Raw genomic sequence first — 12,432 nt, 5'->3', positions numbered from 1 at the left:
TTCCCGTTTCCGGGCCCTCCGGGCGCTTCCTTCGTTTCCGACTCTATCAGACTCTTTCGTGTCCGATTTCCCTGTCGGCGGGATTCGCTTTCCGGCCTTTCGGCCTTCCGGCGGTTCCGACTCTATCAGATCCTTTCGGGCCTGATTTCCGGTCTCCCGGGTCAAGTCGGTTTGTCTTCCCGGCTGTTGGGCCGTTCCGACGTCCCAAACCCTAGCGGATCTCCCGGGCGGCTCCTAATCGAGCCGGCCGATCCATCCAGTCCATCCAGCCCCCTTCGAAAAGAATTCGGCATGCCGAAATTCATCCCGATCGGGAGGTCGTACGGAGTTGGGTTGCCGCAGATCTGCGGCGGACGGCTGCCGCAGAACCGTTCCGGCTCCGTGACAACTCGAAGAACCTTACGCACGGGGGAGGGCAGTGTCAACCCCCGTCCTGCCCGGCCTCAGTCCAGGTCGGTGAGGCGTCCGCCCGCGTCCGGCTGGGCGTGCTCCACCCGGCGCAGCAGGCGGATCAGCATCTCGCCGAGCGCCCCCCGCTCGTCGGGAGTGAGGTCCTGGAGCAGGTCCTCCTCGAAGTCGGTGGCCATCTCCATGGCCTCCAGCCACTTCGTACGCCCCTCGTCCGTCAGTTCGACGATGACCCGCACCCGGTTGCTCTCGTCGCGGTCGCGCGTGACCAGGCCCTCGCCCGCCATGCGGTCGATGCGGTGGGTCATGGCCGCCGGGGTGAGGCCGAGGCGCTTGGCCAGCTCGCCCGGGCCCAGCCGGTACGGCTTGCCCGCGAGGACGAGGGTCTTGAGGACCTCCCACTCGGCGTTGCTGATGCCCAGCGCGGCGACCTGGCGTCCGTACGCCACGTTCATCCGCCGGTTCAGCCGCCCCAGGGCCGAGACGACCTTCTCGACCTGGGGGTCGAGGTCGCGGAACTCGCGCTGGTACGCCGCGATCTGCTCGTCGAGGGTCGGCTCCTCGGGGCCGGCGGGGCCGGTGGGCCCGCCGCGCTCGGTGGTCTCAGCCATGCCGCGAGTATCGCACGGGACGCGTTGGCGTCTAAGTCCTTGAGTGTGTACTGTTGAGGTTCTAACTTTAGTGTTGAAGTCTTCGCATCTGAGACCTTCAGGTTCGAGTACTTCCACTTCGAGATCTCAAGGTGGTGAGTGTGACCAAGGTGATGGGCGCGGCGATGCGCCGGATCCAGGCGGGGAACGCGCTGAGCGCGTTCGGACTCGGGTTCACCGTTCCGTATCTGTACCTCTACGTGGCGACGGTGCGAGGGCTCGGCTCCTTCTGGGCCGGGATCGTCCTCGGCGTCTTCGCCCTGGCCGCGCTCGTCGCGCTGCTCTTCACCGGCCGGGTCATCGACCGGCGCGGTCCCCTGCCCGTCCTGGTCGGCGCCGCCGTGACGGCCGCCGTGGGCGCGCTCTGCCTCGGGCTCGCGAACAGCCTGGTGACCGTCCTCGGCTCCGCCGCCCTGCTCGGCGCGGGCACCGCGGTCATGCAGCCGGCGCTCGCCACCATGATCGTGTGGTCCTCGGGGCCGACCTCACGGACCCGTGCCTTCGCCCTCCAGTTCTTCCTGCAGAACCTCGGGCTCGGCATCGGCGGGCTCTTCGGGGGCCAGATCGTCGACGAGAGCCGTCCGGCGTCCTTCACCCTGCTCTTCGCCATCGAGGCCGGGATGTTCCTGGTCCTCGCCGCGATCGCGCTGTCCGTGAAGCTGCCGCGCAACGCGGCCATCGCGGACGCCCGCCCCCAGGACGGCCGGAGCGGCGGCGGTCTGAAGGCCGTGCTCGGGCACCGCGCCATGCTCCAGCTCTGCGTCCTCGGGTTCGTGCTGTTCTTCGCCTGCTACGGGCAGTTCGAGTCGGGTCTCGCGGCGTACGGCACCGAGGCCGCCGGAATCGACCCGTCGGCCCTGGGTCTCGCCCTCGCCGCCAACACGGCCGTCATCGTGGTCGCCCAGTTCCTGGTGCTGCGCTTCGTCGAGCGCCGCCGCCGCAGCCGCGTCATCGCGGCCGTCGGGCTCATCTGGACCGTGGCCTGGCTCTTCGCCGGGTACGCGGGGCTCGGCCACGGCAGCCAGACCATGGCGACCGCCGCGTTCGTCTCCACGTACGCGCTCTTCGGGCTCGGTGAGGCGATGCTGTCGCCGACCGTGGCGCCGCTGGTCGCGGACCTGGCGCCGGAGGCGATGGTCGGTCAGTACAACTCGGCGTTCGCGCTGGTCAAGCAGATGGCGCTGGCGCTCGGCCCGTTCGTGGGCGGTCCCATGGGGGCCACGCTGCACGGCCCGTACATCGTGACGTTCATCCTGTTCTCGCTCGGGATCACCGTCCTCGCGCTGCGGCTCGGCCGGAGGCTGACGCCCGCGCAGGACCAGCCGGCGCTCGCGGCTCCGTCGCGGGTGGTCGCGGTGCACCGGAGCGAGCAGGTCGGCGCGGCGGCCTGAGCGGGCGGCCCCCCCGGCCGGGGGGGCCGCCCGCCGGCCTCAGTCCGGCAGGGCAAACTCGCACCACACCGCTTTGCCGCCGCCCGGTGTGCGGCGCGAACCCCAGGACGAGGCGATCGTCGCAATGATCGAGATGCCTCGTCCTGACTCGTCCCCGGGCTCGGCGCGGCGGCGGCGCGGCAGATGGTCGTCGCCGTCGGTCACCTCGATGATCAGGCGGCGGTCGGTGCGGCGCAGGCGCAGCCGCATCGGCGGGGTGCCGTGCTGGAGCGAGTTCGCCACCAGCTCGCTCGCCGCCAGGACGCCCAGGTCGCGCAGCTCGACGGGGAAGCGCCAGGAGGCCAGGACCCCGGAGGCGAAGGCACGCGCGCGTGGCGCGGCTTCGACGCCGCCGAGCAGGTCGAGCGCCGCGTTGTGGAACAGCTCGGCGTCCGGGCCGGTGCGCGCGGGGTGCTGGAGGACCAGGACCGCCACGTCGTCGTCGTGCTCGGCGGTCACCCCCAGGGAGCGGATCAGCCGGTCGCAGACGACCTGCGGGGTGCCGTCCGCGCCGGACAGCGCGCGCTCCAGGGCGGCGACGCCCTCGTCGATGTCCTCTCCCCTGCGCTCGACCAGGCCGTCCGTATAGAGGACGGCGGTCGCGCCGGGCGGCAGGGCGATGGTGCCGGAGGTGTGCACCCAGCCGCCGGTGCCCAGCGGGGGTCCGGTCGGGTCGGCCGCGCGGTGCACGCTGCCGTCCGCGTGGCGTACGAGGAGGGGCAGATGGCCCGCCGACGCGTACTCCAGGCGGCCCTCGTTGGGATCGTGGACCGCGTAGACGCAGGTGGCGATCTGGCTGGCGTCGATCTCGGCGGCCAGGCCGTCGAGCAGCTGGAGCACCTCGTGCGGGGGCAGGTCCAGGCGCGCGTACGCCCGCACCGCCGTGCGGAGCTGGCCCATCACGGCCGCCGCGCGCACCCCGCGCCCCATCACGTCCCCGATCACCAGGGCCGTGCGCCCGGCGCCCAGGGTGATCACGTCGTACCAGTCGCCGCCGACCGCGGCGTCCGTGCCGCCCGGCTGGTACGTGCAGGCGACCCGCAGGTCGTCGGGCTGCTCCAGCTCCTGCGGGAGCAGGGAGCGCTGGAGCGTCACGGCGGTCTCGCGGTGCCGGCGCTCGCTGGCGCGCAGCCGCTCGGCGGCCTCGGCGTGGTCGGTGACGTCGGCGGCGAAGACGAGCACCCCGCCGGCTCCCTCCCCGCCCGCGGGAATCTCGACGGGGGTGCAGGTGACGGTGTACGACCCGCCGCCCTGGGTCTTGCGGGACTTGACCGTACGCGGCTTGCCGCTGCGCAGGACCTGGTCCATCAGGGGCAGCAGGCCCAGCTCGTCCAGCTCGGGGAGCGCCTTGGCGGCGGGCGCGCCGACGGGGCGGGGGCCGAAGGCGGCGGCGTACGCGTCGTTCACGAACGCCACGCGGTGCTCCGGGCCGTAGACCAGGGCGGCGAGGGCCGGGATCTGGGCGAGGAGCCGGCGCACCGACAGCTCCTCCAGGACGGGCGCGGGGCGGTCCGCCTCGTCCCCGTCCGGCCAGGTGTCGGTCCCCGGGCCGGACTCACCGCGCGCGGCGGGCACGGAGCCCCGGTCGGTCCGTGCGGCGGCGCGCCGCTGCGTACCGGGGAGCCGGGCGCTCCAACGCGTGAAGTTCACGGATCTCTTGGCCTCGTGTGTCGCTGGCTGCTGGGTCACTCTGTGCAGGTGTGGGCCCACCTATGGTCACACGTCCAGTGTGACGGACCGCACTGACAACGTCAGTTCTCGTTGGTGCCGGGCTCCTCGGGTCCCGGCTCCGGGCGCGGCTTCGGCCCGGGTCCGGGGCCAGGTCCCGCAGGCCCGGCCGGGCCGGCGCCCGCCGCGAGCGCGAACTCGGCGCGCGGGTGTTCCAGCGAGCCGAGCGAGACGATCTCCCGCTTGAACAGGCCCGCCAGCGTCCACTCGGCGAGCACGCGCGCCTTGCGGTTGAAGGTGGGCACCCGACTCAGGTGGTAGGCGCGGTGCATGAACCAGGCCGGGTAGCCCTTGAGCTTGCGTCCGTACACATGGGCGACGCCCTTGTGCAGGCCGAGCGAGGCGACCGAGCCCACGTACTTGTGCGCGTACTCGCGCAGGGGGCGTCCTTCTACGGAAGCGGCGACGTTCTCGGCGAGTGTCCTGGCCTGGCGCACGGCGTGCTGCGCGTTGGGCGCGCACTCCTTGTCCTTCTCCTCGGACGTCACGTCCGGCACGGCGGCGGCGTCCCCGGCCGCCCAGGCGTGCTCGGCGCCCTCCACCTGGAGCTTCGCGGTGCAGGTGAGGCGGCCGCGCTCGTTGAGGGGCAGATCGGTGGCGGCGAGCAGCGGCGCGGGCTTGACGCCCGCGGTCCACACGACCGTACGGGTGGGGAAGCGGGATCCGTCGCTGAGGACGGCGACCCGGTTCTCGCAGGAGTCCAGGCGGGTCTGGAGCCGTACGTCGATGTTGCGGCCGCGCAGCTCGCGGATGGCGTACCGGCCCATCTCCTCGCCGACCTCGGGCAGGATGCGGTCGCTGGCCTCCACGAGGATCCACTTCAGGTCCTCGGGCTTGATGTTGTGGTAGTACCGGGCGGTGTAGCGGGCCATGTCCTCCAGCTCGGCGAGCGCCTCCACGCCCGCGTAGCCGCCGCCCACGAACACGAAGGTGAGGGCCGCGTCGCGGACGGCCGGGTCGCGGGTGGAGGAGGCGATGTCCATCTGCTCGATGACGTGGTTGCGCAGGCCGATCGCCTCTTCGACGGTCTTGAAGCCGATGGCGTAGTCGGCGAGCCCCGGGACCGGCAGGGTGCGCGAGATCGAGCCGGGTGCCAGGACCAGCTCGTCGTAGCCGATCTCGATGGGGCCGCCGCCCTCCTCCTCGGTGGCGAGGGTGGCGACGGTGGCGGTGCGCGCGGCGTGGTCGATGCGCCGGGCCTCACCGATGACGATGTGACAGCGGTCCAGGACGCGGCGCAGCGGTACGACGACGTGGCGGGGCGAGATGGACCCGGCGGCCGCCTCCGGCAGGAACGGCTGGTACGTCATGTACGGGTCCGGGGCGACCACGGTGATGCCCACCCGGCCGTCGCGCAGACGCGCCTTGAGCTCGCGCTGGAGACGCAGCGCCGTGTACATCCCGACGTAGCCGCCGCCGACGACGAGAATGCGGGTGCCGGGCGGTGGTTCGGGGCTCGACCCCCGATTGATCGCAGCCTTCACCATCCCATGAGGCAACGGACGCGGGTGTTTGTCCACAGGCCCGGCAAATTGTGTGACTGACGGATGTGGCCGGAACAGGTCGGGCCATTTCTCGCCGTCCGGCGTGAATGTGCAGGTCAGGGCGGGGAGATGGGGGTGGCGCAGGGGGCCGAATCGGGAAGGTTCCGGCCCTTGCTCCGATCGGGGGGCACACCGTGCGGAACAACCCCCTTCTGAATTGACTCCGGCTCAACTATGTTCGTACCTCGTCGGGGTGTCGGGTCCGGCCACCCGACTGTCAGGGCGGGGAGTCTCCGGGGGGAGACGTCATTACCGGGGGAACGGTTATGCATATTCAGGACTCTCATTGGCAGTCCGCCGTCGTCGCGTCAGCGGACGGCAATGGTCGTGTGGGCGGTGGTGGGAGCGCTTCCGCTTCCCGCTCCGCGCCGCTGCGGGTGGATGCCCAGCGCAATCTGGAGCACGTGCTGCGCGCCGCGCGCGAGGTGTTCGGTGAGCTGGGGTACGGGGCGCCCATGGAGGACGTGGCCCGTCGCGCGCGCGTCGGCGTGGGCACGGTCTACCGGCGCTTCCCGAGCAAGGACGTGCTGGTCCGGCGGATAGCCGAGGAGGAGACCGCGCGCCTCACCGACCAGGCGCGCACCGCGCTGGGCCAGGAGGAGGAGCCGTGGTCGGCGCTCTCCCGGTTCCTGCGGACGTCGGTGGCGTCGGGCGCCGGGCGGCTGCTGCCGCCGCAGGTGCTGCGCGTCGGGGTGGACGTGGACGCCGAGGAGTCGACGGTCGTCGGGGGTGTCGCGGGCGGCGTGCCGGTGCTGGAGCCGGTGGAGTCGCTGGACCCGGCGGGCTCCGCTGCCGGGGTACGGGTGCCGCAGCAGCGCCAGGCCGGGATGCCCGGCGGGTCCGGCGTGCCCGACCTGCGGGTCGTCGAGCCGCGCACGGCACCGGCGGACGAGCTGGACGACCCGGGGGCGGCCGAGCTGCTCGCGGTGGTCGGGCAGCTGGTGGACCGGGCGCGTGAGGCGGGTGAGCTGCGGCGCGATGTGACCGTGGCCGACGTGCTGCTGGTGATAGCCACCGCGGCGCCGTCGCTGCCCGATCCCCACCAGCAGGCCGCGGCTTCCGCCCGGCTCCTGGACATCCTGCTCGAAGGGCTGCGTTCGCGCCCGGTGTGAGGCGCGGCCCGTGGGTGCGGACCCGCCCCGGCGCGGGGCGGGTTCCCCTAACGGGTGGTTGACAGCGGGCGGGCTGCTGGGGTGCGGGGCTCTGTGGGACGCTTGGCGCGTGGTCGGGTCTGAGCGTGCTGACGGGGGCTTTCCGCGATGAACGTTGAGGGGCGGGACGAGCTCGGCGCCAGCAGCGGCACGGAGCCGGAGGGCGCGCCCTCCGCGCAGGTGCCGGGCCAGGCGGGCCGCGCCCACCGGCCGGACACCGAGAGCGACGAGCCCGGCGGCACCGTACTGCCCGGCCCGTGGGGCCCCGCACGGGAGCCCGAGAACCCGGTCGGCGACGCGGGCCCTTGGGGACCCGCAGGGGAGAGCGAGGGCCCCGTCGGTGACGCGGGCCCGTGGGGGCCCTCAAGGGGGCCCGAGAGCTCGGCCGTTGACGCTGCCGACGTGACTGGCGCGACCGCTCCGGCCGACCCCGCAGGCCCCTCCGACCCGGCTGCTCCGGCTGCTCCAGCGGCTTCGGCTGCTCCGGTCACCGTCCCGTCCGCTGTTCCGGCCGAGGCCGTGCCCGGTGTTCCGCAGCAGCGGGAGCGCGTCACCGGGGCCGGGTCCGCCGCCGCCGACGCCGAGTTGATCCAGCGCATGCGCGGCGGCGACGACACCGCGTACGAGGAGCTGTTCCGCCGCCACTCGGACGCGGTGCGCCGGTACGCCCGCAGTTGCTGCCGGGACGCGTACACGGCCGACGACCTCACCGCCGAGGTCTTCGCCCGTACGCTCCAGGCGGTACGCGGCGGCGCCGGGCCCGAGCAGGCGGTGCGCGCGTATCTGATGACCACCGTGCGCCGCGTCGCCGCCTCCTGGACGAAGACCGCCAAGCGCGAGCAACTGGTCGAGGACTTCGCGCTCTTCGCCGACCAGGCCGCCCGTACCTCGGACGGCAGGGACGACGACACGGTCGACCTCGGCGCGGACGTCCGGGCGATGCACGAGGCCGAGCAGTCGCTCGCCATGCAGGCGTTCCGGTCGCTGCCGGAGCGGTGGCAGGCGGTGCTGTGGCACACCACCGTCGAGGAGGAGTCGCCCAGCGAGATCGCCCCGCTGTTCGGGCTCTCCGCCAACGCCACGGCGGTGCTGGCCAGCCGGGCCCGCGAGGGCCTGAAGCAGGCCTACCTCCAGGCACACGTCTCCACCGCGCTCACCGAGGGCGGCGACTGCGCCCGCTACGCCGACCGCCTCGGGGCGTACGCGCGCGGCGGCCTGCGGGTGCGGGCCGAGCGCGGCCTGAGCAAGCACCTGGAGGAGTGCGGCAAGTGCCGGGTCGCGGTCGTCGAGCTCAGGGACGTCAACGCCGGGATCCCCGCGCTGCTGCCGGTCGCGGTGGTCGGCTGGTTCGCCGCCGGGTACTCGCTCAAGGCCGCGGGGCTCGTGGCGGGAGGCGCCGCCGGTGCGGCGGGTGCCGGTGCCGCCGCGGCGGCCACCGGCGGGAGTTCGTCCGGGGGCGCGGCCGGCGGGGCCGTCGCCTCCGAGGGGCTGGGCGCCCCCGCCAAGGCCGGCATCGCGGCCGCGGTCGCCGTGGCGGTGGCCGCGGGTGTGGTCTTCGCGCTCACCGGCGGCGACGGCAAGCCGGTCGCGAAGCCCGAGGCCGAGCCGCCGGCCGTGGTGCCGATGGTGCCCCACAAGCCGCCGCCCACCCCCGCGCCGGAACCCCCGGCGCCGCCCGCGCCCGTACCCCCGCGGGCCAAGCCCGCGCCCAGGCCGCCCAAGCCGCCGAAGCCCGCGCCGCCCGAGCCCCGGCCGAAGCCCCCGGCGCCCAAGCCGGTACCGAAGCCCACGCCGCCCAAGCCGAAGCCGAAGCCGACGCCGCCTCCGGTCCCGCCACCGCCCCCGGCGATGGTCTACCAGGTCAACCGGCTCCACTACGGCACGTTCGGCGACCACACCGAGCCCGAGGTGCGGCTCGGCTCGTCCAGCTGGCTCTGGCAGCGCTGGGGCCTGGCGATCGACGGCAAGCCGTACGGCCACGGCGTGACCGTGCACGCCCGCTCCGCCGTGACCATCGACCTCAACCGCAAGTGCTCCGGCTACGACGCGTTCGCCGGGGTCGACGACCTGACCATGGGCCTGGGCGCGGTGCGGTTCTCGGTCTACGGCGACCGGACGCTGCTGTGGCGCTCGCCCGTGATGCACGGAGGGGACCCGGCGGTGCCGGTCCACGCCGACCTCACCGGCCACCGCACCCTGCGCCTGGTGGTGGACCCGCACACGCCGTTCGGTTCGGTGGCGCTGGCGGACTGGGCGAAGTCGGTCATCAACTGCCGTTGAGCGAGACCGGGGTTCGAGGACGGGCCGTCAGTCCCCGTGACCGCCGCCGACGACGCCTTCGAGCAGCTCCGCGGTCTCCAGCGCGGTGAGCGCGGAACCCGTCACGCGCTGCTCCTCGTAGGCGGCCGGGCCCAGCTCCTCGCGCAGACGGGTGCGCAGGGCGTCCAGGGCCGCGCGGTCCGGGACCCACAGCGGGATGCCGTCGCGCCAGGCCTCGGCGGCGGCCAGCACCCGTACCGCGAGCACGGCTTCCCCGAGGTCGGGCAGGAGCCGGGCGGCGCCCTCCGCGAAGTGGGCGAGGAGGATCTCGGCGCAGCCCGCCGCGTCGGCGTGGCGCAGCGCCGACGCCAGTCCCCGCACACCGGTGGCCGGTCCGCTCTCCTCGGCCGCGATGCGCGCGTCGAGGCCCTCCAGGACGGCGCTGAAGTGCGGCGGCGGGGTGGTGCGGGCGCTCTCCGCGTGGCCCGCGTCGCACTCGGCGCGCGCGGTGGCCGTGTCGCCGGCGTCCAGGGCCATGCAGCCGCGCAGGTAGTGGATGTAGGAGCGGGTGTCGAAGACCCTGTAGCGGACGGCCTCCGCCTCGGCCTCCTCAAGGATCTTCGCACCGCCGGCCAGGTCGCCCGCGCGGTAGGTGAGTTCGGCGATCCGGGCCAGCAGGAACGGTGCCTCGGCGTGGGCGCCCACCTCGCGGGCGAGGCCCAGCGCCTCCTCGTACTCGGGCCGGGCGAGCGCCGGGAGCCCGCGCATCATCGCGGCCTCCCCGGCGGCGCTGGCCACCTGGGCGCGCATCCAGCGGTCGCCGACACGACGGCTCAGGGTCCGCAGCTCCGCCAGGTCGCCGTCGATGTCCCAGACACCGCCGGGCATGTCGATGACCATGTGCGTACGGAACATGAGGCTGACGCCGATCTCCCACTCACCGCCGTACGCGCGGCAGTTGGCGACGACGGAGTCGACGCAGTCGCGCACCTGCGCGGTGGTGCGGGTGAGGAACGCGGCGAACGGCCACAGCAGCCCGGGGAAGCTCGCCGCCTGCGGGCCGCCGCGCCCGAACGCCTCGCGCAGCCGGTTCATCTCCGCCAGGGTCTCGGCCCGGCGCAGCCGGTCCGCCGCGCCGGACTCCTCCAGCAGGAAGATCCGCAGCAGCGCGAGCCGCATCCGGGGCCAGTAGCGCGGGTCGTCGGGCCCCTCCGCGTCCTCCTCGCACGCGAGGACGCGGTCCACCCACGCCACTCCCTCGCCCCGGTAGTTGCGCAGCCACCAGAACCAGCCCATGGCCAGGCCGATGTCCCGGGCCGCGGCCGGATCGGGGCCGGTGGCGGTGGTGCGGTGGAGCGCGGCCCGGATGTTGTCCAACTCGCGCTCCAGGCGGCGGATCCAGGCGAGCTGCCCGCGCGAGCGCAGCAGCGGGTCGGCCTCCTGGGCCAGGTCGCGGTAGTACGCGGTGTGGGCGCGGGCGGCCTCGGCGAGGAGGTCCGGGGTCTCGGCCGCGCGCTCGGCGGCGTACTCGTGGATGGTCTCCAGGAGCCGGTAGCGCATCTGGCCGGTGTCCGGCTCGGGGGCGGCCACCACCAGGGACTTGTCGACCAGGGCGGCGAGGTCGTCGGTGGGGCCGCACACCGCCTGGGCGGCGGCCAGGTCCCAGCCGCCGGCGAAGACGGAGGCGCGGCGCAGGACCGCGCGCTCGCGCTCCTCCAGCAGCTCCCACGACCAGTCGACGACCGCGCGCAGGGTCTGCTGGCGGGGCAGTACGGTCCGGCTTCCGCTGGTCAGCAGGCGGAAGCGGTCGTCGAGCCGGTCGGCGATCTGGCGCGGGGAGAGCAGCCGCAGCCGGGCGGCGGCCAGCTCGATCGCCAGCGGTAGCCCGTCGAGCCGACGGCAGATCTCGGCGATGGCCTCGGGGTCCTCGGCCGGGTCGAAGTCGGGCCGTACGGTACGGGCGCGTTCGGTGAAGAGGCGGTACGCGGGGTCGGGCGGCAGCGGCTCGACCGGGCGGACCCGCTCCCCCGGCACCCCGAGGGGTTCGCGGCTGGTGGCGAGGACGCGCAGGCCCGGGCAGCGGGTCAGCAGCGTCTCCGCGAGGCGGGCGGCGGCGTCGACGAGGTGCTCGCAGTTGTCGAGGACGAGCAGGGTGGCGGCCGGGGCGGCGGCGAAGTGGTCGGCCAGCCGGGCGAGGGGATCGTCCTGGTGCGGCTGCCCGTCCCGTCCGAGCAGGGTCGTCTCACGCAGCCCGAGCGCGGAGACGACGGCTCCGGGGACGGCGTCCGGGTGGTCGAGCGGGGCGAGCTCCACGAGCCAGGCGGGGCCGGGGGCGGCGGCCTCCTCGGCCAGGCGCGTCTTGCCGGAGCCGCCGGGTCCGGTGAGGGTGACGAGCCGGTGCGCGGCCAGGTCCTGCCGGATGGCTGCGAGTTCGGGTTCGCGTCCGACGAAGGAGGTGAGCCGGGGCCGCAGATTGCCCCGCGCCTCGGGGACGGGGTTGAGCAGTTCGCGGTGGAGGGCGGTCAGCTCCGGGCCGGGGTTGGTGCCGAGGGAGTCGGCGAGGGTGCGGCGGGCGGTCTCGAACGCCATCAGCGCGTCGGCCGTACGCCCCTCGGCCCGCAGGGCGCGGATGAGCTGGGCGTGCAGGGGTTCGTCGTACGGGCGGGTCTCGATCAGCGCGGTGAGTTCGGCCGCGAGGTGGGCGGTGGCACCGCGCCGCAGGTCCGCCTCGATGCGGCCGCGCAGGGCGTCGAACCGCCGCGCCTCCGGGCGGGCGGCCGCCGCGGTGCGGTCGGGGAGGTCGGCGAGGGCGGGGCCGCGCCACAGGGCGAGGGCGGCGCGCAGGGTCTCGGCGGCGGAGGCGGGGTCGCCGTCGGCGAGCTGGCGTTCACCGGTGCGGGTGCGGTGCTCGAAGGCGAACAGGTCGACGTCCTGTTCCGGCGCGTCGACGGCGAGCCGGTAGCCGCCGGCCTCCGAGACGACGGCGTCACGGCCGATGGCGCGGCGCAGGCGGCCGATGAGGGCCTGGAGGGCGGCGTGGGCGTCGTGCGGGGGGTCTTCGGGCCAGATCTCGTCGATGAGGGTGGTGGGAGGGAGGGGGGTGGGGTGGTGGGCGTGGGCGGCGAGGGTGGTGAGGAGGGCGCGGAGGCGGGGCCCTCCGAGGGGGAGGGGGTGGCCTTGGTCGTCTTGCGCCTCTGTGGCGCCCAGGATTCGGTACCGCACGGGGTCATTGTGTCTCGCCCTCGATCCGCCTGCGGCGGGC

General features: G+C 74.3%; 7 protein-coding genes. 3 read left to right on the top strand and 4 right to left on the bottom strand.

Annotated features, from left to right (window positions below; genetic code table 11):
• Positions 1 to 443: 443 nt before the first annotated feature.
• Entirely contained in the window at positions 444 to 1,019 is a 576-nt protein-coding gene (locus tag AC069K_RS33410; RefSeq protein WP_358837786.1) for a MarR family winged helix-turn-helix transcriptional regulator, read from the bottom strand.
• A gap of 152 nt (positions 1,020 to 1,171) precedes the next feature.
• On the opposite strand from AC069K_RS33410, the gene AC069K_RS33405 reads away from it, so the two are divergent.
• Positions 1,172 to 2,449 (top strand): MFS transporter, encoded by a 1,278-nt coding sequence (locus tag AC069K_RS33405; RefSeq protein WP_478622366.1) that lies wholly within the window; start codon positions 1,172 to 1,174, stop codon positions 2,447 to 2,449.
• A gap of 39 nt (positions 2,450 to 2,488) precedes the next feature.
• Here the strand turns inward: AC069K_RS33405 and AC069K_RS33400 are convergent, their stop codons facing one another.
• Positions 2,489 to 4,138 (bottom strand): ATP-binding SpoIIE family protein phosphatase, encoded by a 1,650-nt coding sequence (locus AC069K_RS33400; RefSeq protein WP_478622356.1) that lies wholly within the window; start codon positions 4,136 to 4,138, stop codon positions 2,489 to 2,491.
• Between the two features lie 101 nt (positions 4,139 to 4,239).
• Positions 4,240 to 5,703, bottom strand: coding sequence for an NAD(P)/FAD-dependent oxidoreductase (locus AC069K_RS33395; RefSeq protein WP_478622354.1), 1,464 nt, complete (start codon positions 5,701 to 5,703; stop codon positions 4,240 to 4,242).
• A gap of 323 nt (positions 5,704 to 6,026) precedes the next feature.
• Between AC069K_RS33395 and AC069K_RS33390 the strand changes: the two genes are divergently transcribed.
• Together AC069K_RS33390 and AC069K_RS33385 are read left to right on the top strand one after the other, a co-directional pair.
• A complete protein-coding gene (locus AC069K_RS33390; RefSeq protein WP_365114273.1) occupies positions 6,027 to 6,872 on the top strand; it encodes a TetR/AcrR family transcriptional regulator in 846 nt (281 codons plus the stop codon).
• Between the two features lie 147 nt (positions 6,873 to 7,019).
• Entirely contained in the window at positions 7,020 to 9,191 is a 2,172-nt protein-coding gene (locus AC069K_RS33385) for a sigma-70 family RNA polymerase sigma factor (protein ID WP_478622351.1), read from the top strand.
• 27 nt (positions 9,192 to 9,218) lie between these two features.
• Here AC069K_RS33385 and AC069K_RS33380 read toward each other — a convergent pair whose 3' ends face one another.
• Complete coding sequence (locus AC069K_RS33380) at positions 9,219 to 12,392, bottom strand: AfsR/SARP family transcriptional regulator (RefSeq protein ID WP_478622349.1); 3,174 nt, start codon at positions 12,390 to 12,392, stop codon at positions 9,219 to 9,221.
• Between the last annotated feature and the right edge of the window lie 40 nt (positions 12,393 to 12,432).

The sequence above is a fragment of the Streptomyces sp. NPDC043908 genome (assembly GCF_056435525.1).
Note: the sequence above shows the minus strand (reverse complement) of the source record. Positions and strands in the feature narration are given on the sequence as shown.

Coding starts and splice junctions, on each gene's coding strand:
- AC069K_RS33385 (WP_478622351.1), top strand. CDS start 7,020: ATGAACGTTGAGGGGCGGGACGAGCTCGGCGCCAGCAGCGGCACGGAG.
- AC069K_RS33405 (WP_478622366.1), top strand. CDS start 1,172: ATGGGCGCGGCGATGCGCCGGATCCAGGCGGGGAACGCGCTGAGCGCG.
- AC069K_RS33395 (WP_478622354.1), bottom strand. CDS start 5,703: ATGGTGAAGGCTGCGATCAATCGGGGGTCGAGCCCCGAACCACCGCCC.
- AC069K_RS33410 (WP_358837786.1), bottom strand. CDS start 1,019: ATGGCTGAGACCACCGAGCGCGGCGGGCCCACCGGCCCCGCCGGCCCC.
- AC069K_RS33390 (WP_365114273.1), top strand. CDS start 6,027: ATGCATATTCAGGACTCTCATTGGCAGTCCGCCGTCGTCGCGTCAGCG.